This is a genomic window from Oceanibacterium hippocampi (genome assembly GCF_900172325.1).
Classification (GTDB): Bacteria; Pseudomonadota; Alphaproteobacteria; order Sneathiellales; family Sneathiellaceae; genus Oceanibacterium; species Oceanibacterium hippocampi.
On the sequence record NZ_FWFR01000007.1, the window covers coordinates 1 to 21,907 of the forward strand.

At 62.6% G+C, this 21,907-nt stretch carries 25 protein-coding genes; 6 read left to right on the forward strand and 19 right to left on the reverse strand.

Annotated features, from left to right (window positions below):
* Positions 1-154: 154 nt before the first annotated feature.
* On the forward strand, positions 155-703 hold the full coding sequence (locus OCH7691_RS21715; RefSeq protein ID WP_085885725.1) for a hypothetical protein: 549 nt from the start codon (positions 155-157) through the stop codon (positions 701-703).
* Between the two features lie 492 nt (positions 704-1,195).
* Here OCH7691_RS21715 and OCH7691_RS21720 read toward each other — a convergent pair whose 3' ends face one another.
* From OCH7691_RS21720 to OCH7691_RS21765, 10 genes are all read right to left on the reverse strand, one after another.
* Positions 1,196-1,891, reverse strand: coding sequence for a hypothetical protein (locus tag OCH7691_RS21720; RefSeq protein ID WP_217808194.1), 696 nt, complete (start codon positions 1,889-1,891; stop codon positions 1,196-1,198).
* The gene (locus tag OCH7691_RS21725; RefSeq protein WP_085885726.1) at positions 1,882-2,625 is read right to left on the reverse strand and encodes a terminase large subunit domain-containing protein; all 744 of its coding nucleotides are present in this window, start codon (positions 2,623-2,625) and stop codon (positions 1,882-1,884) included. The genes OCH7691_RS21720 and OCH7691_RS21725 overlap by 10 nt, the downstream gene beginning before the upstream one ends.
* Positions 2,612-3,175 carry a hypothetical protein gene (locus OCH7691_RS21730; protein ID WP_139839854.1) on the reverse strand — a complete coding sequence of 188 codons (564 nt, stop codon included), beginning with the start codon at positions 3,173-3,175 and terminating at the stop codon, positions 2,612-2,614. The genes OCH7691_RS21725 and OCH7691_RS21730 overlap by 14 nt, the downstream gene beginning before the upstream one ends.
* Positions 3,176-3,179: 4 nt before the next feature.
* Positions 3,180-3,437, reverse strand: coding sequence for a hypothetical protein (locus OCH7691_RS21735; RefSeq protein ID WP_085885728.1), 258 nt, complete (start codon positions 3,435-3,437; stop codon positions 3,180-3,182).
* Between the two features lie 35 nt (positions 3,438-3,472).
* Positions 3,473-4,222, reverse strand: a complete 750-nt coding sequence (locus OCH7691_RS21740) for a hypothetical protein (RefSeq protein ID WP_085885729.1) — start codon at positions 4,220-4,222, stop codon at positions 3,473-3,475.
* A 614-nt stretch (positions 4,223-4,836) separates the two neighbouring features.
* Positions 4,837-5,904, reverse strand: coding sequence for an AAA family ATPase (locus OCH7691_RS21745; RefSeq protein ID WP_085885730.1), 1,068 nt, complete (start codon positions 5,902-5,904; stop codon positions 4,837-4,839).
* Entirely contained in the window at positions 5,901-6,401 is a 501-nt protein-coding gene (locus OCH7691_RS21750) for a hypothetical protein (protein ID WP_085885731.1), read from the reverse strand. The genes OCH7691_RS21745 and OCH7691_RS21750 overlap by 4 nt, the downstream gene beginning before the upstream one ends.
* Positions 6,401-6,628 (reverse strand): helix-turn-helix transcriptional regulator, encoded by a 228-nt coding sequence (locus tag OCH7691_RS21755; protein ID WP_085885732.1) that lies wholly within the window; start codon positions 6,626-6,628, stop codon positions 6,401-6,403. Before OCH7691_RS21755 ends, OCH7691_RS21750 begins: the two co-directional genes overlap by 1 nt.
* An 83-nt stretch (positions 6,629-6,711) precedes the next feature.
* Entirely contained in the window at positions 6,712-7,077 is a 366-nt protein-coding gene (locus tag OCH7691_RS21760) for a hypothetical protein (protein ID WP_085885733.1), read from the reverse strand.
* Entirely contained in the window at positions 7,077-8,303 is a 1,227-nt protein-coding gene (locus tag OCH7691_RS21765; protein WP_176245203.1) for a tyrosine-type recombinase/integrase, read from the reverse strand. Before OCH7691_RS21765 ends, OCH7691_RS21760 begins: the two co-directional genes overlap by 1 nt.
* Positions 8,304-8,556: 253 nt before the next feature.
* On the opposite strand from OCH7691_RS21765, the gene OCH7691_RS21775 reads away from it, so the two are divergent.
* The 4 genes from OCH7691_RS21775 (at position 8,557) to OCH7691_RS21790 (ending at position 12,011) form a co-directional block, all read left to right on the forward strand.
* A complete protein-coding gene (locus tag OCH7691_RS21775; protein WP_085885768.1) occupies positions 8,557-9,888 on the forward strand; it encodes a serine/threonine-protein kinase in 1,332 nt (443 codons plus the stop codon).
* Positions 9,885-10,595, forward strand: coding sequence for a PP2C family protein-serine/threonine phosphatase (locus tag OCH7691_RS21780; RefSeq protein WP_176245204.1), 711 nt, complete (start codon positions 9,885-9,887; stop codon positions 10,593-10,595). Before OCH7691_RS21775 ends, OCH7691_RS21780 begins: the two co-directional genes overlap by 4 nt.
* A 276-nt stretch (positions 10,596-10,871) precedes the next feature.
* Positions 10,872-11,285, forward strand: a complete 414-nt coding sequence (locus tag OCH7691_RS21785; RefSeq protein ID WP_139839855.1) for an STAS domain-containing protein — start codon at positions 10,872-10,874, stop codon at positions 11,283-11,285.
* Positions 11,286-11,423: 138 nt separating this feature from the next.
* On the forward strand, positions 11,424-12,011 hold the full coding sequence (locus OCH7691_RS21790) for a HupE/UreJ family protein (protein WP_085885737.1): 588 nt from the start codon (positions 11,424-11,426) through the stop codon (positions 12,009-12,011).
* A gap of 67 nt (positions 12,012-12,078) precedes the next feature.
* On the opposite strand, the gene OCH7691_RS21795 is transcribed toward OCH7691_RS21790, so the two are convergent.
* Positions 12,079-12,528 (reverse strand): DUF8744 domain-containing protein, encoded by a 450-nt coding sequence (locus OCH7691_RS21795; RefSeq protein ID WP_503125010.1) that lies wholly within the window; start codon positions 12,526-12,528, stop codon positions 12,079-12,081.
* Positions 12,529-12,604: 76 nt separating this feature from the next.
* Here OCH7691_RS21795 and OCH7691_RS21800 point away from each other — a divergent pair, with 76 nt between their 5' ends.
* A complete protein-coding gene (locus tag OCH7691_RS21800) occupies positions 12,605-13,609 on the forward strand; it encodes a LysR family transcriptional regulator (RefSeq protein WP_085885739.1) in 1,005 nt (334 codons plus the stop codon).
* On the opposite strand, the gene OCH7691_RS21805 is transcribed toward OCH7691_RS21800, so the two are convergent.
* From OCH7691_RS21805 to OCH7691_RS21840, 8 genes are all read right to left on the reverse strand, one after another.
* Positions 13,602-15,632, reverse strand: coding sequence for a sensor histidine kinase (locus tag OCH7691_RS21805; protein WP_085885740.1), 2,031 nt, complete (start codon positions 15,630-15,632; stop codon positions 13,602-13,604). The two genes, OCH7691_RS21800 and OCH7691_RS21805, sit on opposite strands and share 8 nt — an antisense overlap.
* A gap of 121 nt (positions 15,633-15,753) precedes the next feature.
* Entirely contained in the window at positions 15,754-15,975 is a 222-nt protein-coding gene (locus tag OCH7691_RS21810) for a hypothetical protein (RefSeq protein WP_085885741.1), read from the reverse strand.
* Positions 15,976-16,073: 98 nt separating this feature from the next.
* Positions 16,074-16,283 (reverse strand): DUF2783 domain-containing protein, encoded by a 210-nt coding sequence (locus OCH7691_RS21815; protein WP_085885769.1) that lies wholly within the window; start codon positions 16,281-16,283, stop codon positions 16,074-16,076.
* A 2-nt stretch (positions 16,284-16,285) separates the two neighbouring features.
* Positions 16,286-17,977, reverse strand: a complete 1,692-nt coding sequence (locus OCH7691_RS21820; RefSeq protein ID WP_085885742.1) for an FAD-dependent oxidoreductase — start codon at positions 17,975-17,977, stop codon at positions 16,286-16,288.
* 19 nt (positions 17,978-17,996) lie between these two features.
* On the reverse strand, positions 17,997-19,307 hold the full coding sequence (gene paaK / locus OCH7691_RS21825; protein WP_085885743.1) for a phenylacetate--CoA ligase PaaK: 1,311 nt from the start codon (positions 19,305-19,307) through the stop codon (positions 17,997-17,999).
* Positions 19,304-19,834 carry a hydroxyphenylacetyl-CoA thioesterase PaaI gene (paaI, locus tag OCH7691_RS21830; protein ID WP_085885744.1) on the reverse strand — a complete coding sequence of 177 codons (531 nt, stop codon included), beginning with the start codon at positions 19,832-19,834 and terminating at the stop codon, positions 19,304-19,306. Before paaI ends, paaK begins: the two co-directional genes overlap by 4 nt.
* 35 nt (positions 19,835-19,869) lie before the next feature.
* Positions 19,870-20,664, reverse strand: a complete 795-nt coding sequence (gene paaG, locus OCH7691_RS21835) for a 2-(1,2-epoxy-1,2-dihydrophenyl)acetyl-CoA isomerase PaaG (protein WP_085885745.1) — start codon at positions 20,662-20,664, stop codon at positions 19,870-19,872.
* A 163-nt stretch (positions 20,665-20,827) separates the two neighbouring features.
* Positions 20,828-21,790: a GGDEF domain-containing protein gene (locus tag OCH7691_RS21840; RefSeq protein ID WP_176245205.1), complete on the reverse strand. Its 963-nt coding sequence runs from the start codon at positions 21,788-21,790 to the stop codon at positions 20,828-20,830.
* Between the last annotated feature and the right edge of the window lie 117 nt (positions 21,791-21,907).

Below are 21,907 nucleotides of genomic sequence, written 5' to 3' on the forward strand. Positions count from 1 at the left end.
GCGCCCGACTCGCGCCAGGGCAACAAGCTGTTCCCTGAACTCAGGCGGGTAAGGGTTCCTCGTTCTCGGCATGATGACACTCTCCTCTCACAACTCGGATTGTGTCCACGAAACCGGGGGAACTCCAGAGATCGGTCGCGAGGCGAACCTGAGTATGGAAGAACTACGTAGTAACGCACTTGCGAAAACCGAGGAGAAGGAAACGACCTCCAAGATAGCGGAACTGGACTTGCAGGTCGCCGAACTCAAGAAGGAACTCGCTCGTCTTGATGCAGTGGCGAACTCCAAAGGTATCGATCCGCCTTGCTGGTACGACGAGATAGAGGCGGACGACGGTAGGCGCATCGAAAGAGCCGTTCCCTTGTTTGATGTTGCGGTGTTCGACAATCATATTGTTGTCAGGGACCGAATCCCCCCCGAGCGATACGCTAAGGAGCGGGCCGGGCTTCCAATCGGTGAGGGCATTTTCCTTCGCCCAGTGTCAGACCCCGAGTTCAGGGAAGTGATGCGTCCGATCCGGCGGATGGGCAAGGAAGACAGGCGGATTCGCCCTTATAGTTGTGTCTTCTATGTGCGGGTTTGGGACAAAACCTCTCCGGCATCAAAGGAAAGATGGAAACAAGCGACTGAGATCACGATCGGGAACGCGTTCTATCGCGAAACCGTTCGAACCGAACCGTGGGAACGAGCCGATGACGGTTGAATCCGCCGAGCGGCGGTTGGCCGAGATCCAAAAAGAAGTTCAGTCGTTAGTCGCGGACGCAAGGAAGTCGAGAAACCCAACCTTCAGTGCCTTGATTTTGCGGGTTTTCAGAGATCGTATTCGACGGCTGATCTGGTTTGCGCGACGATGAAGTTGGGGATAGCGACACTGTCTCCGTCCCATTTATCTATCTTGTGAAGTCCTGAATAAACGGCGACGTCATGTAACCGGCTCCCCTACGAGTCCGCGCTTAAAAGCTAGCCTTGTTCTGGGTTCGGTCGTCGTCCGACAATTGGTGTCGCTCCCGCGGCGCTAGCCCATCCAGGCTTGAAGTTTAGCGTTCATGATGGCAGTCGTCGCGCTAAGGCGCGATCAATCGGCAGGCATAGCGCGCGTTCGCAAGGAGATGCTCGTTGAGACTATCTACCAATCCGTTTTGCGTCGTCTGCTTCCTGATTTCCTCGATCTGGGATTGCGCGCTCTTCCGGGCCATCAGAGCCCCGCAATCCGGCCGACGCCGACGCGATATTGCTTCCGTTGGCCGTACCAGAGGGAAATCGCGGCCGCGAGCACAAGGTCGTCATGAGCGCCGACACGAGCGGAAAACGTCGCACGCCCGGCGGCCGTTACGTGACGCCGGAAGTCCTTCATCTCTGCGGCCAGCACCGATGCCTCACTGAGCCCGGATGCGATCTTCAACGCACCGACATGCAGACGGGCCTCAAGGGTCGAGATCAACTCGGTCTTACTTGCCCGCCATTGATCGTCCGCGACCTTCATGGACGACTCTCCGGCCGTGATGGTAACGCCGACAGCCGGCACACCGATTTTCTTGAAGAGGTCGAAGACCGGCCGCCCGACTCCCGACTGGTCAATGACAAGCGAGGCATTGCCGACAAGGGGCGGGCGCTGCATCAGCAGAGCCGTGTAGTCGACTATCTCGGGATAGCTCTTGCCGAGGGGAAGCCGTTCGAGGTGGCGAAGCTCCTGCCGCTCGATGCCGATCTCCCAACGTGACTTGTCCGGCCTGTACTCGCATTTTCCGGTGCCCTCGGTGATGTGCTCGATAATTGCAATCGCGGTCGGATCGACGGACTGGCCAAGGTCAACGCCGACGACGAAACGGCGGAGCGCGGCAACCCGATGCGTCTTGGGATCCGCGAAGTCTGTCTCGTGCGTCACTGCCATAGCGGCACCACATCGGCAGAGAATGCCGCGTCGATGATCGCGGTCGGGAACACGCTCTCGTCGGTATCCAGAAACTCGCAATCAAACTCCTGCCGGCAAATCAGTTCGCCCCGCATTTTCTTATACATTTCAACGAATTCAGGCTTGATGCGCGGGCACTGTTTCCAGGTGATTTCAGTGCGCTTCCAATCGTCGTCGCCGGTCCAAGCCTCGTAGAACCATCCCTGCCGGCCGTTCGGTGTAGACACTGCAATCAACTCCCCGTCACTTACGGCGAGCATGGGGACGACGGCGGATATCAGCGCCTCGGAGCAGAAGGCCGCTTCATCGGCGATCACGAGGGCCGGCGCAGAATAGCCGCGCACGGTGTCGTCACTTCCGGGCAGCGAGACAATCCGGGAGCCGTTCGCGAACTCCACCCGTAGGGCCGATTCGCGAGCGACCGGCGGCACGTCATGCAAGGCGTTGTAGGTCTGCATTGTCTTCAGGAACAGTTCCCCGGACTGCCGCAGGGACGGCGACAGCAAGAGGGTCAGGCTGTTCGGAAGGTAAAGAGCCTTCTGGAGCCCCTTTGCCGCGGACACGGTGCTCTTGCCCGACTGGCGGCAACATAGAAGCAGCTGCCGCTTGGCGGTGCTGTTCAGAACGTCCGACTGCCACGGGTCAGGCGGCATGCCGGCTTCGCGCATGATAGCACCAGCGTCCAGAGCACGGGCAATGTCACTCGCAAGCATCGATCACGCCCCTCTGCGCCGCGTCTTCGGCTTGTGTCAGAAGGTTTGCAACGGCTTGCCGGGCCTCGGGATACGGCTCAAGGGCACGCACGAGATTCACGCGAAGCTCAAGATACTCAGGCGCGATGATGAGGCTCTGGTGGATATGCTGCGCGGCGGTCTGAAGCTCACCCAGGAACTTTGCCTCCAGTTCCCATGCGCGCATCAACTTGTCATAGAAAACGGCTGCCAGCCGGTAGTCGCCGTCGTCGGTGCACTGGTTGACGATTGCGACCATGTGCCCCCGGTAAGCCACGAGGCTCTGGAGCAGTCCTTCGCCCTCGTCCCGGCGCAGCTTCTCAAGGTCGAGGTCGGACGGCCTCCGGTCTGCAATCAACGCCGCCTTGATGGCCGGTGGCATATGCCGGGCGCGATGGCGCGACAGTGCCGCCAGCGAGAAACAGCCAGGAAAACGTTCTTCAATCACGCGCAAGGGCACTGCACGCGCAAGCATCAGTTCGATGCGCGCTCGATCCGCGTGATGGCAGACCTTGCAGGAGTTCGACGCCACGCCGTCAGACCGTTTTCGCTCGCCCGGTGACGGTCCCGGCGGTGCCGCTGAAGCCGCTCCTGTCATAGTCGATGGCCTCGCCGTGGTTCGCCAGGAAATGCGACATGTGGGATAGCGCGCCGGCGGTCGGGCCGGTGCCGACTACCTGGACGGCAAAGACTTTTGCGTTGGCCGGGATGGTGGCGGGCATGGCGGTCGAGGTCTTGAGGACGGTCGTCTTGCCGTCGAAAGCGAATATCTTGAAGTGTCGGGTGGTGCTCATGGGTCTTTAGGGCCGGGATGCCGGCCGCTTTCCAGCTAGGCCGACGCGGCCTGTTCGGTGTTGTCGTCCTGCATGCCGATCTTCACCAGCGGCGCGCCATCGCCCAGGGCGTCGGTTATCTCGCTCTCGACAAGGCGGATGGAGTTCTCAACGTCGGCCGCTATGCGTGACAACTCGGCAAACTCACTGAAGGCATCGGCATCGCCGTCGAACAAAACAAGTTCGCGGATCTCCTTCAGCTTCTCGGGATCGGCGCCCTTCAGCGGCTCCCACGTTGCCGGAGCGCGAACCACTGCGGAAAGCGTCTCGTAGTCATCAGCCAGCTTCGCATTGGCGATAACGCCGGCGATGTCCGCCGCAGTGATCGTGCGGCGAATGTCCTGTTCCCGGAGTTCGCGCAGCAGGCGCATGATCGGATCTTTCGGCCCCTCCTGCCCACGCTCCCGCATCGCCTGTACCTGTCGTGCCAGTCGGCCGGCGAGGTGGCGCGTATGTTCCATTTCGGAGCGGGTCGCACCGGCAATCTTCACGATCTCGCGATGCCGGCCGATAGCGGTCAAGCCATCGTCCTTGTTCAACTCGGTGACGCGCTTGTTGAAATTGCGCCAATGGTCCCGGACCCGGACGATGGCGGATGTCCCCGTATGCTTCGGGCCGGACTCGAAGGCCGTGCCGCCGAAATCCTCCGGGGGCACGAGCCAGTCGGGCACGCCGCCGAAAACTGCAATCTCGCGGAATTCGTCCTCGGTCTTGGCTCCGGCAGCGTCGACAATTCGATAGCTCATATCGCTTCCTCTCGAAGAGCACGGGCCGGGCAGCAGAAAGGATCTGCAAAGGGCTGCCCGTTCCCGGCGCGCCAGCATCTCGCCGTCGCTGATGTCTGTGATGATGCCAGCGTCTCGCCGACTGGTGGGTACCGTTAAGCGCCGTAACGCCGCCCGGATGCGTACACAGTGTGTACTTCACTAATGATGGTATCGGATAATCCGCAGTTTTGCAAGTATTTCGGTGCAAAAACCCCGAGATTGTCAATCATGGGGTCGGATGGTGCCCGGCCGCCGTTCCACCCGGACGGGGCGCGGGCAGTAAACGCCCGGAATAACGTCGCAAGTTGTGACGAAAAGCAGGCTCTGTATGACGCGCGAAGGAATAATAGTGGGACAAATTGTCCCGAAAGTCTGTCCGCCATTCCGGGTCTGTAGACCCTTGGACAGGCCGCCGCTGAAAGGCGGCTGGTCCCCTACGTAGTAGAGGACACCGAACACCGACACACCCGTCAATGATATCAATGGGTTACAAGACACCGGACAACCGAGCAGGAACACCGCGTACACCTAATGAAATCAAAGACTTACGAGGAACCAAGTAGGACCGGGTAGGGACCGGGTAGGGCAGGGAATCAACCATCTGTCGGCCGGATGACGCGCCGGTTCCGGGATGGTGGTCCGACTGGTTCGAGCCGGATGTCGCCAGCGTCGAAGGCCTCATTCATCGCCCGGAGAAGTTCGCCGACCGCGTAGCCCTCGGCGTCGGCCATCGATGCCATGACGCGGGGTGCGAAATTCGACGCGTTGGAGGATTCCGAGACATCCCGTCCTTGAGCCATCAGAGCCCACAGGCAGGCCATGAAGGCATTTCGGGCTGTACCCCTCCGGATCGACGCCACAACGCCCTGAGCCCCTACCAGGGGCGCGAGAATGCCGTCCTTGAAGCGCAGGTCGATCACCTCGCCCGCCGGCGCGTAGTTGGACTTCTGGCGAGTGAGCTTGCGGCGATCCTTCGCGCCCTCGACGCCTTTTAGGTAGAGCCGCGACCTGACCGCGCCGTTCCAGGCCGTCGAGCCTGAATATCCGCTGCCGTCCGCCATGCCGGCCCGCGACGGGTGCGCGGTCAGAACGATAGCCCCGTTCATCTCCGTCGCCAGACAGCGAAGCGCCCCGATGAACGCCCGCGCCTGTGTCCGACTGTTCTCCGAGCCGGTAAAAAGGTCGTGCAGGCTATCAAGGACGCAGAGCCGAACGTCGCCGCCCGCCAACTGTGCATGCAGCTGGCCGAGTAGGGCCGATTCCGTGAACCGCTCAAATTGATCGAAGTGGCCTAACGAATTGTCGAGGCCGACGCGCGACGTCCATTCCATACGTTCGAGGTCGCGGAAATCGACGCCGTAGGCCGCATTGATCGCGGCCTGCCGGTGGTGAAGTTCGGCCGTCTCATCTTCGGCGAACAGACCGAAAGCGCGGCAGGGCGTCGTCTCGACGCCCAGCCACGGCTGCCCGATGGCGCACGCGGTCATCAGCTGCTGCGCCAGCAGTGTCTTCCCCTGGCCGCCGTCGCCGCCGATCATGGTGACAGACCGCGACGGGATCCACCCCGGAACGATCCACTCGCGCTCAGGGACGGGCTGCCCCTGGAGCGTGACAGGCGCGGTGATGTCGAGGGGGAATGGAATCTTTCTCGTCTCGTTCATGCAGCCGCCCGCAACGCCAGCCGGGGCGTCAAGTTGCGACGATGGAGTGCCGCGATGTCGCGGGCGTGGTCGCGGTCTTCTGGGACGATCTCCGCCCGGAGGGACAGCGGCCACATGTTGCCTAGGATCACGGCTCCGTCACACCCGGCGCAGAGCCACGCAAGGGGTGTGCGAAATAGTCTTATCGACATTTCTGACAGTGCGGCGGAAATCGCGGCGTCTTCGCCAAGGATCGCCGCCCCGCGCTCGCTCCACCATTGAGCAGGTCGGGTAGGCCGAAACGCAATGCGGTCCACGGTCACCCCACCTAAGGTCACCGGCGTCACCCATGCCGCGAAGCCGGTGCGGTCTTCGATGAACGTGTCGCCGTCGAGAAGAATTGATGCAGCGATCACCGGGACCGCGTGCAGCCGGTCATAGGCTGATATGATCGCGCGCCCGGTGATGCCATGCCGCGCCAGTTCGGCAGCGGCCGGCGTTGCCCCTTCCTCGACCATTAGCGGGCCTTGTAGCCGAGCGGCTCCGTCTTCGTGCTCTTGATCCAGTCGGCAACATCGGCGCGAAGGAATAGCACCCGCTGCCCGACGCGACAGAACGGAGGCCCGACACGGAAATGCTGCCAGTTGGCGATGGTGCGAACAGTAACCCCGAGTTCCTCGGCAAGTTCTTCGCGGCTCAGATAGTCCGACAGGAGGTCAGATTTGTGGGTAGCAGTATCGGGCATTTCAAATTCCTTTCGCATCGCTCGGAGTGAAGAATTCATCCGGCTTCGCGAAAGGTAATTCAGGCTCGATATGTCCCTTACGGCTAGGATCCAACTTTCTTGGTGAGAAATTTCCGAAGGTGTCCGGGCTCGAATTTCGTCTTGAAGTTGGCCAGTTGGTTGGTATTTACAAGCCATTCAGCCGCAGCCTTCGCGCCGCGTTCCGGGTGCCGAAGGAAGTATTCGTCGGCCAAGCGTTGTGCCTCGGCTAGATATTCGGCCCTGTCGGGACGCGTGCCAAGATGGCGATTTCGCGGACCCGCCCCCGACCTTTCAGACGTCTCGTCAAGCATTGTCGATGCCGTTATGGCCGCATCCCTGCTGAAGTCGAAGACCTTCTTGCGGGTTTTCGACAAGTTGTATTCGTCCAGTCTGGCAACGACTTGGGCGATTTTCGACTTGTCGTCCATCACGCGCCTCCGTCGATAAGGGTAAGGCTCGGCTTTCCGGCTGCGCTGTCGATGATCGATCCCACGGAATCCGCCGCTGCCCGTTCGCGTTCCTTGAAGATGTGTCTGTATCTTTCCGTCGTCGCCTGCGATGCGTGGCCCAGAATTGCCCCGATATCGCCAAGGCCGTATCCGGCATCGGCCAGCAGTGATGCCACAGTGTGGCGCAGGTCATGGATGCGCAGGTCTTCGATTTCGGCTGCCTCGCAGATCTCCGCCCAGGGCTTCTTAAGCTCCCGGAAGGGTTGCCCGGGTCGGCGCGGCGACGGGAAGACATACTCGGACACGCGGGGAAGTCCGCGCAGCATGGCGACTGCACCCGGCGGTAGGTTGGCCCGGTGTTCGGTCTTCTGCTTCGTAGTTGAACCCGGCTTGATCCAGAGGCCGGCGTCGAGGTCGAAGTCTGACCACTTCGCGGCGCATGTCTCGCCCTTTCGCGCGCCCGTGTAGAGAAGCAATCTGAGAATGGCACCAGCAGTCTTGTTTCGGTGTGCGGCGATGGCTGCGAGCAGGCGCGGCAGTTCCTCTCGCGTTACGTAACGCTTGCGGCCCTCTTCCCGATTCTTGATGGCTCCTTTAACGGGATTGTGATCGACGCTTTCGCCCACTTCCCGGTTGAAAATCGTTGAAAGCAGCGACCGTACGCGATTGGCCCGCACCGGCTTTCCGTCGTCACGGATCTTCCGCAGCAGACGGTTAATGTCGTCCTTGCGAATGTCTCGCGCCTTCATGTTGCCGAGATGCGGCTTGATGTGGTCGCGGATCATTCGCCGGTCGTCCTCGGCGCTGGCGGGTCGTTTGTCGGGAAGGTGGTTCTCGACATAATCGTCGCACAGGTCGGCGACAGTCTTCGCGCCGCGTTCCTCCGCCCGCTTCTGTGTGGCCTCGTCACGGGCCTTTCGAGCATCGACAACAGGGTCTGCGCCGCCCCGGATCGCTGCCAACATGTCGCGAGCCTCGCGCCGTGCCGCCGCGACAGACAGCAACGGGGCAGGCCCGAACCGCCCTATGGTCGCTCGGCTCTGCCGTCCCGTCTTGGTGCGATAGGTGAGGATGAATGACCGGACGCCGGTCGCCGTCACCCGGATGCCGAATCCCGGAGTCGTCGCGTCGTCGTCGTAGGTCAATCTGTAGCCCTTAGCGGGCGGCGGCAGGCGCTCGATGAGTTCTTTCGTCAGGTGCGGCATTCCGGATACCCCTTGCACATGTGCACGCCATGTGCACGTCGTTTGGTGTCCTCTGCTGCATCTAATATGTATCAGATTTCCTTTGCGCGCAATGCGATTTCCCTTTGTCAACAATGAATTAGATGGGTAGTTGCCGAAATGTTCTTTGAACTCAATGTGTTGACAAACGACAATCATCGAGACTTCTAATCTTGTGGTCGCAGGTTCGAATCCTGCCGGGGTCACCATTTTTCGACCGTATTGAGGGCCAGCAATGAATCTTAGTTACATTCGAGGACTTGGCAGCGGCGGCTTTGGGGTGGTTGATCTCGTTCAGGACGACCAATCGAACCAGTATGCAAGGAAGACTTTTTCTGTTTCACAAACGCTAAATTATCAAGTGATTGAAAACGTAAAAAGACGATTCTCTCGAGAAGTAAAAATTCAGTCTGGAATTAATAATCGCAACATTGTTCCGGTATTGTATTCAGACTTGAACGCAGATCCGCCCTTTTATCTGATGCCCCCTGCAATATGTAGCCTGCAAGATGAAATTTCGAAGGATAAATTTCTATACGGAAATTGGATTTCTGCAATTAGTGATATCGTGTCGGCATTAGATGAACTGCACAGCGCAGGAATTTATCATCGTGATCTGAAACCACAAAACGTTCTAAAATACGAGTTTATCGGTCCCAGTGGAAAAGAATATCATTATGCGGTTAGTGATTTTGGCTTGATTGCTATGAACGAGACCCGAGTGTCTGTTCTTACTGTAACAGGAATGGCTAAAGGGACTGATTACTACACTGCTCCTGAAATCACATCCGATCTGCGGCGAGCCTCACCGCAGTCGGATATATACTCTCTAGGTTGCATTTTGCACGAGATGGTTGGAACTGCCCCCAGAATTCCCTGCAACGAAATTAGAGAAGAAGGCCTCTACGGCGCAATTCTTCGAAACTGTACGCGAAGTGATCCGGCTCGACGATTTGGTTCAGTCCGCTCTGTGCTAGATGCAATAATGACAGTCTCGGCGGGATTGCCTCCAGTTACAACAGCTGTCCCTATCGAGTTTTCAGGTAAGTTGGCCACTGGAGAGCTCTTAGACGTTACCTCTTGGCAAGCGCTCGTTACTTTCGTTGAAGATAACGAAGGGCAAACGAGTGCCGATGATGTATTGACGCGCCTACAGTTTGATCAAATTATCCACCTTTATGAAAATTGGAAAGATCTCGCAGATCGCCTAGCTATAACTTACGCGCAGTGGGTTCATCGTACTTCATTTAATTTCAACAGATGCGATTCTCTTGCGAATATTCTAGAAATATTTGTAAATTTCGGTTCATTTGAGGCGAAATCTGACGCATTGATGTCCCTGTTGGAATTAGGAACTTCGCACAACCGTTGGTATGTGGAGGAGAAGTTTCATAGATTGTGTGGCTTTGCGATGGACAATTCATTGGCGAAGCGCGTCGCAATCGAATTTCGTGCGGCTCCAGAAAAAGTATGCCGGTCAATCAGTCATTTAGAAGCGTCTATTGGCGTCAATCGAACGAAGTTGCACCCGGTCCTTCAACATACTCTCGCAGAAATCTGCCGATGAGGTTCAAATACGCAACTGCATCTGAGGCTGGTCCGCGCACTGTCAATGAAGACGCAATCGGGGTGTGGCGCGAAGGAGAAGATAAACTTGCGGTCGCTATTGCCGATGGATTGGGCGGCTATCAAGGAGGCCAACAAGCCGCTGATTTATCCATTCGTATGTTCGGATCCGCTATAGGCCGAGGCGCTGATTTTGACATCAAGAACATAGCGTTCGCCATAAACGGCGCTATCCGTCGAGAGCAAGAAGCTAATCCCGAATTTCGGGGGATGGCCACGACATTATCTGCTGCTGTTTGCGGCGATGGCCGCGTGGATTTCGTGCATTGTGGCGACACGCGTATTGTATTGCAGAGGCATAATGGTATACGACGCTTGACAGTAGATCATACTGAGGCTCAGAGACTTTTCGATTTAGGGGTAATTACCCGTCAAGAATTCTCAAATTACCCTCGAAAAAATGTTCTTGAAAGTGCCTTGGGGATTTCCGATTCCCCCCGAGTTGATATTGGGCAACAGGAAATATTGTCGGGGGATCGGATGTTCGTTATGTCTGATGGAATTCATTCGAAAGTCTACCTGCGGGAAATCCGTGACATTTCTGTCCGTTCACGTGAACCATCTGAGGCAGTCCGAGACATCGTCGATCTTGTCAGCGCGCGAGGCCCGGAAGACAATTTCAGTATCGTGGCAATTTTCATCGACTGATTCCATTCTAGCCGGTTCGATAGCCGTCTACGTGATTTAACGACCACACACCAATATATTTGCGGATCCCGAAGTTGTTATAGTGGCAGATCACTAGGCATGTTGTTTCAGGGCGATCCATTAATACTTGTGACAAAATGCGTTTGCGGATTTCAATGCGATCTTTGGCCATATAGTTGAACACTTTCTTAACCGTCCCTGTTCACTCTGGAACCATTGGCGTGCCCGTCAATGCCGGCTCCTGTCTGTCGGCGGGGAAAACGCCCGGAGTTGTTCATGCCAGGGCGCATTACCGTCTCGACCGAGCATCGCGAACACATCATGGTCATCGCCATGACCGGCGAGATCGTCGAAGAGGATATCGTCTACGCGATCCGGACCAATTATCCGAAGGCCCGCAACCTGGACGTCATCTGGGACATGAGCGGCGCCTCGGTCTCGGGCATCGAGACGGAGGGCTTCCACCGGATCGCCCGACTGGCACGCCGGATCACCGGGCGGCGAAGCGGGCGGCGAACCGTGCATGTCGGCAGCGGCTTCGCCCCGGCGCTCTACCGGATGTACGGCGCAATCGCCCATTCGGCCGGGCTCGGCGCCGAGTACCGGGTCTTCGAAACGGTCGAGGACGCACGCGGCTGGCTTCTTTCCGAACGCGCCGCGGGGCACCGGCCACGGGCCGCCACCGGCTGAGCGTTCGGCGCCTCGCGCCCGGTGGTTGACGTTGCCGGAAGCCCGAGCCTTGGGGCCGTCATCGTCGTTGCCCTTCATGTTGCACTGCAATAAGCTCGATCGCGGCAGCGTTCGAAAAGCTAATCTGCAGGAGGCGACATGCGTTTTCTCACAATCCTCGTACTGGCGGTTTGCGCTGCCACGACAGCCGAAGCCCATTCCGCGGCCGGCGTTGCGGCCAGCTTCGCGCAGGGCTTCGTCCATCCGCTCGGCGGTCTCGACCATCTCCTCGCCATGACCGGCGTCGGGCTGTTCGCCTGGCATCTCGGCGGGCGGGCGCTTTGGGCCCTGCCGCTTGCCTTCCTCGCGACGATGGCGACCGCCGCGGCGCTCGCCGGCCTCGGCCTCGTCCTGCCGGCGGTCGAACTCGGGATCGCGCTCTCCGTCGTCGTCTTCGGCGCCCTGGTGGCCTTCGGCCGGACCGTGCCGACAGCGCTCGCCGCGGTCCTGGCAGCGGTCTTCGCGGCCTTTCACGGCCACGCGCACGGCGCCGAGATCCCGTCTGGCGCCACCCTGTCCGGCTACGCCCTCGGCTTCCTGCTTGCCACGCTGGCGCTGCACGGTGCCGGTCTTTTCACCGGTTACCTCACGGCCCGCGTGAACGGGGCCCGCGCCCGCGCATTCGCCCGCCTTGGCGGCGCGGCGATTTCGGCGGCAGGTGTCGTCCTGCTCGGCGGCGCGGTCTGACAGGCGCCGCGGCACCCGGCAGGGAAACCGCGAGGCGGCATTCGCGGCCTTCGACGGTCGGCGGGACTCAGCGCGCGGTCGCGGGCCGCTTCATGGTGAACAGCATGAAGGCGAACATCAGCGTGCCGACCAGCACGATGAGGCTGCCGATAGCGACGACGGCCATGTCGGTCGGATCGTTGCTGACCAGTATCTTGCCAACGACCAGGACAACCGCGCCGATCTGGTAGATCCAGTATTGCGCGACCGCGAGCCGGGACTCGCGGAGCGCCGGCAGGACGATCACTATCAACCCGAACAGCGCGGAAAGCACGAAGCCGACAAGGTTGGCGTGCGCGTGCGGGTTGGAATATTGCAGGTTCTCGGTTGCCCCCAGCCAGGCGCCGAAGGTCATGCCGACCAGGAGCCAGATGAATCCCGTTTTCAGATAGATCTCGCCGAGACGTTCGCGCATCGAGTTTCTTCCTCTTTTCGTGGCCGGATCCCGAGATGGACGATCAGGATTTCCGTGGCTTATTCAGGCGTCGAGATTGAGCCTATCAGAGCCGGAAATCACGTGGAAATTCATATACGGAATTCATACTATTGATGGCATGAATTTCGCGACCTTCGATCTCAACCTCCTGCGAGTCCTCGACGCCCTGTTCCGGGAGGAGAACGCGACCCGCGCGGGCGACCGGCTGCGGCTCAGCCAGCCGGCGGTCAGCGCGGCCCTGAACCGGCTGCGCCGCCATCTCGACGATCCGCTTTTCGTGCGCCAGAAGAACCGGATGGTGCCGACCGCGAAGGCGCTGGCACTGAAGGATACGGTGCGGGAGGCGCTTGTCGGCCTGGAAGAGGCGATGACCGCCATTGCCGGCTTCGACCCGGCCTCCGCCCGGCGTTGCTTCCGGATCTACGGATCGGATTATTTCGCCGACATGCTGATGCCGGCGCTGTCGGCGACACTGCGCCGGGCGGCGCCCGGAATCGTCCTGCAACTGATCGACAACAGCAGCGGCGACATGCAGGACCAACTGGCCGACCGGGCTGCCGATCTGGCGCTCGAACCGGCGACCGCGGTGCCCGCATGGATCTCCTGCGAACCGGCGTTCCATTCGAGCTTCGTGGTCGTCGCCGCCGCCGACAACCCGGCAATTCGCCGGCTCGGCCTGCAGGAGGGCGAGGAAATCCCGCTCGATGCCTTCTGCGCGATGCCGCAGACATTCGCCTCGGCGAATGGCCAGCTTGCCGGAATCGTCGACAAGGCCCTGGCGGTGGTCGGGCGGCGCCGAGAGGCCAGCCTGACCCTGCCGCAGTTCCACAGCGTCGCCGTCGCGGTCGCGGAAGGCACGCTGGTCGCGACCCTGCCGCGCGCCATCGCGACCAAGTATGCAGCATCGCTCGGCCTGCGGATCTATGCCGCGCCGGTCGCCGTTCCGCCGGCCGACCTGCGCCTCTACTGGCACGTCCGGCATGACGCCGACATGGGCCACCAGTGGCTTCGCGCGCGCGTCAAGGCGATCCTGGCCGGCTATGACGAGGGACCCGGATCGGCGAGGCAGGGAACGCATTCCGCGGCCGCCGGGAACGCCAACGGCAGGCCCGCGCCTACTTGACGAGGCGGAGCGGCTGGCGGGGCATGCGGACCCGTTCCGCCGGGAAACGCACGGTGAAGGTCGAGCCCTTGCCGAGTTCGCTTTCGATCAGGAACTGGGCATTGTGCAGCCGGGCGAAGTGGCTGACGATGTTCAGTCCGAGACCGATGCCGCGGCTGATGCGGCGCCGGGTCGAGGGCCGGTCATGGTCATCGCCGGCCTGGAAGAACGGTTCGGTCAGCCGGTCGAGATGCTGCTCGGCGATGCCGTTGCCATCGTCCCGGACGAACAGTTCGCCACAGCCGTCCGCGTCGATCGACCAGCCGACGGTGATCGCCGCATCGTCGCCCGCATACTTGATCGCGTTGCCGATCAGGTTGTCGAGAATCTGTATGACGACCCGGCGGTCGGCAAGCAGCCGACATTCCCGCCCGGCCCCGACGGTCGTGATCCGCTCCAACAGTTCGCCGTCGCTTTCCGGCGCGTTCCGCGCCCGCGCCAGGTCAAGCTCCCGGCCGATCTCGAGCCATTCCTCGTGCAGCGTGTACTCGCCGCTTTCGACCTTGGCGAGTTCGAGGATGGTGTCGACGAGCTGCACGAGCTGGTTGCCGCAATCGTGGATATGGTCGGCATATTCCTCGTAGCGCTCGTTGTCGAGCGGGCCGAAGATCTTCGACTGCATGATCTCGGAGAAGCCGACGATGGCGTTGAGCGGCGTGCGCAGGTCATGGCTCATGTTGGCGAGGAACTCGGACTTCGCCCGGTTGGCCTTGTCGGCTTCGGCACGAAGCCGCCGCAGATCCTCGATGGCGACGATTTCCCGGGTCACGTCGCGGCCGGTGCAGCGATAGCCGGCGAACGCGCCCCGGGCATCGAAGACGGGTTTGCCGCTTGCCGACAGCCAGACAGTGGTGCCGTCCGGCCGGGTACGCGAGTTGACGAAGTTGCGGAACTCGCGGCGTCCGGTGAGCGTCGCGAGGTGGGACTGCCAGAGTTCCGCCTCGACACCCGGCGGCCGTTCGCAGTCGGCAACTGTCCTGCCCAGAAAGCCAGCGGCCTCGAGTCCGGTGACTTCTCCGAAGCGGGGCGAGAAATAGCTGTAGCGAAGTCTTGAATCGAGTTCGTAGAAATAGTCCGAACTGGCCTCGGAGAAGTCGCGGAAGCGTTGCTCGCTGACCATGATCGTCGCGTTCTGCCGCGTCACCAGCCAGATGAACCAGGCGATCGCCGTCGAGACGGCGAGACCGGCGACCAGCAATATGCCTTCGACGGAACCCGCCCGGCTTGCCGTCAGCGCCGGCTGCGGCGACAGGGTCAGCGTCCATTGCCGGTTCCGCAGGCCGATCGACCGGCTGACCGCGTCGTTGGCGTCGGCGGCAATCCGCTCGCCATAGATCGTCGCCGCGGAATCGACCATTGCGATGCGGTAGTTGGTGCAGATCTCGGGCGAGAGAGCGGCCTCGATCAGGGGCCCGGCTCGGAAGACCAGATTGACGAAGCCGGTGACAATGCCCTGCGCGACGATCGGGCGATAGGCGACGACGCCGGTGCCGCCCTGGGCAAGTTCGAGCGGGGCGCTGAGGACAGTTCGTCCGCTCTCCCTGGCTTGCCGCAGGAATTCGCCCGCGAAGGGATGGTTTTCGATGTCGAGCCCGAGCGCCTTGCGGTTCATCTCCAGCGGCACCGCCTCGGTGATGATCCCGGCCGCGTTGATCCGATTGACCGCAAGGGTGTCGGGGAAACGCTCGACGAACGCCTCCGCTTCGATCCGGAAATCATGCTCGAGGATTCCGATCCGGGCGCCGTGGGCCTGCACCTGGCCGAGGTCGGTCGCGACATGTTCGATGATCGAGAGGCGGGCTTCGATGAAGGATTCGACGCGGGTCGCCACGGCAGCGGCCACGAGTTCGTCGGACTTGGCGTGGGACTGCTTGCGCAAATCGCCGATCACCCGAACCCCGGTCGTCACCATGATCGCCAGGATGAGGCCGACGGCGGCGGGCTTCCAGAGGGTCGCGAAGGCTGACCGCACGCGCGAGATCATCGGCAATCCGAACGGCGGATGGCCGGGCTGTCGGCAGCCTGTTCCATGCCCGCCCGAACGGCGCAGCAAACCGCGACACCCACCATACCACTACCCGACTTTCGGGAACCGCCGACGACCGTCAGTGAATCGGTCCGCGGAACTCCATTTCAATCAGCTTGTCCATCGCGTTGATCAGGGCGACGCAGGTTCGATAGTCTTCCTCGACCCCGTTGGCGCGCATTTCCTCGGCACGCAGCTCGAGCAAATCCCGCCCGTCCGTACCCTGGGCGGAGAATATCTCGAACGCGGCCTCGAAAATATCCTGCGGCGTGTTGATCGGATACTGGTCGGACAAGCGCATGGCAAACTCTCGGTACTGTTCTGGACCGTACAAGTACGAAGAATTTTATTAACCTGGCGTAAACAAACCCTTAACGCGCCGAACACATATCAGGGAAATCAGGCGGCGGGCTCGCCGGCGGCGGCAAGACGCAGGGCTTCCGCCAGGATCGCGTGATCGCCGACATGGTTGGCGAGCAGCAGGATCAGCCGGGCCGAGAAGGCGAGCGCCTCTTCCGGCGGCAGGTCGCGGCACGATTCGACGAGGGCCGCGTAGAAGCGATCCGGATCGTCGAGATTGGCGTCGAGGATGAGGGCGGAACTGCTCATGATCATGCTCCCCTCGGATTGACGGCGCCGGACCGGCCGCAGATCCGGTCGAGCGCCGATGCGACCCGGGCCGGGTCGAAGGCAGGCCAGCGGGCCGCGACATGCTGGTCGGGGCGGACCAGCCAGCAGGCGCCGTCCTCCGCCCCGAAGGCGTCGGCAAGCAGCCCGCCGGGATCGGGCAGATGATCGGCGTCCGCCGTGCCCCCGGCCCGGTCGACGATCAGGGTCCGGACCGGAATATCCGCGCCGGCCAGCGCCGCGAAGGCGCGCCGGTCATCGGCCGACAACGTCGTTCGCCCGTTGACGAACAGCAGGCAGACGAACCCGGCGCCGTCGAGCCGCCCGAGCAGATGGCCGGGTGCGCCGTCGCAGGAAATGGCCGGAAGGTTGGGGCAGGGGGCACCGACCGGGACCCCCGACCGGACCGTCGAACCGCCGACGTTCCCCGGTCCGTCCGCCGGCAGCACGGTCGCCGTCGACAGCCGCCCGGAATTGACGAAGGCCCGCGCGAAGGGCAGGCGTCCGGCGAGTTCCAGCGTCGCATCGCGGAAAATCCGGCTGACATCGGTCTTCGGCGTGATGAACTCGGTGGCCCGGGTCGAGTGGCCGATATTCTCGTCGGCCGCGTGCACACGTTCGGCGTCATAGCTGTCGAGCAGGCTTTCCGGCGCCCGCCCGTCGAGCACGAGGGCAAGCTTCCAGCCGAGATTGTCGACGTCCTGGACGCCGCTGTTGCCACCGCGCGCGCCGAACGGCGAGACCTGGTGGGCGGCATCGCCGACGAACAGCACGCGGCCGTGGCGGAAGCGATCCAGCCGGCGGCACTGGAAGGTGTAGATGCTTACCCATTCGAGCTCGAAGGCGATATCCTCGCCGAGCATCCGGCGAACACGGCTCCTGACGGCCTCGGGCTCGAGTTCCCTGTCCCGGTCGATGTTCCAGCCGAGCTGGAAATCGAGCCGCCAGACCCGGTCGGGCTGCATGTGCAGCAGCGCCGACTGCCCCGGCGCGAAGGGCGGATCGAACCAGAACCGCCGCTCGGCCGGGAAGGGCGCGTCCATGACGATATCGGCGATCAGGAAATGGTCCTCGAAGACCTTGCCGCGAAACTGGAGGCCGAGCTGGCGGCGGATGGTCGAGCGCGCCCCGTCGGCGGCAATGACGTAGCGGGCGGGCATCTCGTAGCCGCCTTCGGGTGTCTCGACGCCGAGCCGCAGCGGCTCGCCGGCGACATCGATCGCGGTCACCCGGTTGCGCCAGCGGAGATCGATCAGCGGTTCGCGGTGTGCCGCCTCGGCAAGGGTCGCCTCGACATGATACTGCTGCAGATTGATGAAGGCGGGGAAGCGGGCCCGGGAATCCTTGCGCAGGTTGAAACTGTAGAGCTCGCGGTCACGGTGATAGACCCGGCCCTCGTTCCAGGTCACGCCGCGCGCCATCATTGGCTCCGCGAGGCCGAGGCGGTCCCAGACCTCCAGCGTCCGCTGCGCCTGGCAGATGGCGCGACTGCCGTGGGAAACCGTGTCGTCCTCGTCGAGAACCACCGTCCCGACGCCGCGCCGGGCCAGCTCCAGCGCCATGGTGAGGCCGACCATGCCGCCGCCGACGATGGCAACGTCCGCGGTCGACGTGCTTCTGGCCTTCAACTCGGCGAGCGGCCGGGCGGCGTAGCGTGGGTAGTCGTAGGTTCCCATGCAGGCTCCTCCGGCCGCGCTACTTGCCGCGCAGGTCGATCACCCTCTTGGCCTTGCCGATCGAGCGCTCGACCGTTCCCGGATCGACCACCCGAACTGCGGCCGTCACCCCGAGGAACGACTTGATATGGGCCTTGAGCTCGCGTTCCGCGGCCGCCCGCGCGTCCGCGTCGCCGGCCAGCGCAGGCGTCACCTCGACAACGGCGGTGAGCGTGTCCAGGCTGCGCTCGCGCCCGAGCTCGAGCACGTAGTGCGGCGACAGCCGCGCGTCGCCGACCACCAGTTCCTCGACCTGGCTCGGGTAGAGATTGACGCCGCGCACGATCAGCATGTCGTCGCTGCGGCCGGTGATCCGGGTCATCCGCCGCATGCTCCGCGCCGTGCCCGGCAGCAGGCTGGTCAGGTCGCGGGTCCGGTAGCGGATCATCGGCAAACCCTCCTTGGCGAGGGTGGTGAAGACTAGCTCGCCGGTCTCGCCGTCGGGCAGGGTCGCGCCGGTCTCCGGGTCGATGATCTCGGGATAGAAATAGTCTTCCCAGACATGGAGGCCGTCCTTGCTCTCCACGCATTCCTGGGCGACGCCGGGGCCGGTGATCTCGGACAGCCCGTAGATGTCCACGGCATCGATCCCGAAGCGCTCCTCGATCTGCCGGCGGATCGGCTCTGTCCAGGGCTCGGCGCCGTGGATCCCGACCTTCAGCGCGGTCGCGCGCGGATCGAGCCCCTGGCGCTCGAACTCGTCGCCGATCGCCAGCATGTAGGACGGCGTGACCATGATCGCGGCGGCGCCGAGATCGCGGATCAGCTGGACCTGACGCTCGGTCTGGCCGCCCGACATCGGCACCACCGTGCAGCCGAGCGCCTCGGCCCCGTAATGGGCGCCGAGACCGCCGGTGAACAGGCCGTAGCCGTAGGCGACATGGACCACGTCGCCGGGCCGGACGCCGGCGGCGCGCATCGATCGCGCGACCATCGCCGACCAGATGTCGAGATCGCGCTTCGTGTAGCCGACCACGGTCGCCTGACCGGTCGTGCCGGACGAGGCATGCAGGCGCAGGATCTGCTCGCGCGGCACGGCGAACATGCCGAAGGGATAGCCGTTGCGCAGGTCCTGCTTGGTGGTGAAAGGGAACTTCGCGAGATCCTCGAGCCGCCGGCAATCGTCCGGATGCACGCCGGCCTCGTCGAAGCTGCGGCGATAGTGGGGGACATTCTCGTAGGCATGGGCGAGCGACCATCTGAGCCGCTCGAGCTGGAGTGCCGCGATCTCGTCACGGCTGGCGATCTCGATCGGCTCGAGACTGTCCCGGGGCGCGGGGCTCGCTTTCATGTCTCTCTCCCCTGCTTGTTCGGGGCGGCCGCCGGTCCCGGACCGGGATCCTCGGTGACCCTGCCGCCGATGGTACGTGACTGGCCGCGGAAGAGCGCGATCACGCGCCCGTTCTGGTCGCTGACTGTGATGTCGTAGATGCCGCTGCGGCCGGCACGGTGCTGTTCGCGCGCTTCCGCGGTCAGCCGGTCGCCGGAATGGCCGGCGGCGAGAAAGCGGATATCCGCCATCTGGGCGACCGCACGCTCGTCGTACGAGTTGCAGGCATAGGCGAAGGCGCTGTCGGCCAGGGTGAAGGTCATGCCGCCATGCAGAAGGTCGTGGCCGTTGACCATGTCGGGGCGGACCGTCATGGCGAGCCGCGCATAGCCCGGGCCGACCGCCTCGATCGATATGCCGTGCGCCTTGACCGCGTGATCCCGGGCATACATCGCCTCGGCGACCCGTTCCGCCAGCCGCGCGGCCTCGCTCGGCCCCGCCTCGTTTCCTGCCGCCGCCTGCACGGCGCCCCCATCGTTGTCCGACATCGCTGCTGCCTCCGCTTCCGCCGATCCGGGACCGCTCATTTCCCCTTGAAGGTGGCCGGACGCTTGCCGAGGAAGGCGGTGACACCCTCGGCGAAATCGGCGGTGCGGCCGGCGTCGCGCTGCAGCACGCGTTCGAGGCCGAGCTGCTGGTCGAGATCGTTGCCGAGGCTGGCATTGAGCGCCCGCTTGATCATGCCGAGCCCCCTGGTCGGACCGTTCGCGAGCTTCGCGACGAGTGCCGCGGCGGTCTCGCCGAGCTTGTCGTCGTCGACGCACTTCCAGATCAGTCCCCAGCGCTCGGCCTCCTCGGCCGGCAGTTTCTCGCCGAGCAGGGCCATCCCGGCGGCGCGGGCGGAACCGGCGAGGCGGGGCAGGAAGAAGGTGCTGCCGGCGTCCGGCACCAGGCCGATATTGCAGAATGCCTGGAGGAAATAGGCGGAGCGGGCGGCGACAACCACGTCCGCCGCCATGGCGAGACTCATCCCGGCGCCGGCGGCCGGACCGTTGACCGCGGCGACCACCGGCTTCGGCAGTTCGCGCAGCCCCTTGATCAGCGGATTGTAGTGGCGCTCGAGGGTGAGGCCGATATCCATGCCGCCCTCGCCGTCGCTGGCCGGGCCGGTCTGGGTCAGGTCGGCGCCGGCGCAGAAGGCCCGTCCGGCGCCGGTGATCAGCAGGCAGCGAATCGTGTCGTCCGCGGCCACCGCATCGAGCGCCTGACGGAGCTCCCCGTGCATCCCGTCCGTGAAGGAATTGAGACGGTCAGGACGGTTCAGGCGGATCGTCGCGGCCTGATTTTCCGTCGTGAATTCGATGCTCTCGAAGCCCATGCGCGCTCTCCCGATACGGTATCCGTCACTTCGGCGGACGGCTTTCCGATCATGATACAAAAACCCGAGAGCGCGGGCAAAATTTGTAATCCTTCGGGAGTTCTCGGTCGGCCGGGACGGGCGGAAGCCGGTCGCGACGTCCGCCTGTTCTTCGGCCGGCCAGTCAGGGGGCGCAGGAAACCCGGTCGCGCCCGCCATCCTTGGCCGCATAGAGCGCAGTGTCGGCACGCTGGATGAAGTCGCATGCCTGCTCGCCGGGGCGGAGCAGGGCGACGCCGAGCGACATGGTGATCCGTCCGACCGACTGGCCGGTCGACTTCTGCACGAGCCGTTTCTCCGACAACCGCTGGCGCAGCTGCTCGGCGACCGTGCAGGCGTCGGCAAGGCGCGTGCGCGGCAGCAGGACGGCGAACTCCTCGCCGCCGTAGCGCGCGACCAGATCCTCGCCCTTGATCCCGCCCATCAGTGTCGCGCCGACCAAGCGCAGCACCTGGTCGCCCATCTGGTGGCCGAACCTGTCGTTGAACTTCTTGAAATGATCGATGTCACACATCACCAGCGCAAGCGGCTCGCCCTTCGCGGCCGAGCTGCCGATGAGTTCCGCCAGGCGCACGTCGAAGCTTTTCCGGTTGGCAACACCGGTAAGGGGATCGGTCAGGCTTTCCTTGCGGACGTTGTGCAGGGTTTCCTTGAGTTCGCTGATTTCGGATTTCGCGTTCTTGAGACGTTTGCGAAGACGGAACGCCTCATCGCTCATGAGGCGGGTTTCCTCGAGCACGGCGGTCACCAGCTCCTGCCAGCGTTCCCGGTGGCCGTCCGCGATCTGGTTGGAGAAATCCTTGAGCGCGGAGGAGTATTTCGCCGTCTTGCTGTCGGTCTCGCCGAGCGAATGCATGACGTCCTGCATGGAGCGTTCGTACATCTGGCCCGACTGCTCGATGACCGCGCTCTCAAGGCGGTTGCCGAAATAGCGGTCGAAGATCTCGCCACAGCGTTCGTCGTCGAGGATCTCGGTTGTCTCGATCAGTTCTTCGAGCGTTCGGTTCAGGCCCGGATTGCGCTCGGCAAAGAATTCGTACCATAACGTGAAATTCTTCGGGTGGAGACAGATGCTCTGCTTCTGCATGAGCTCCAGCGCTGATTGCGCAAACCGTTCAGCCGCTTCGCGCGATTCCGAATAAGTCACCCTTGTCCCCCCGGACACCCATTTTCGCCGCAGGATGGTGAAACCCACCATCGTTCA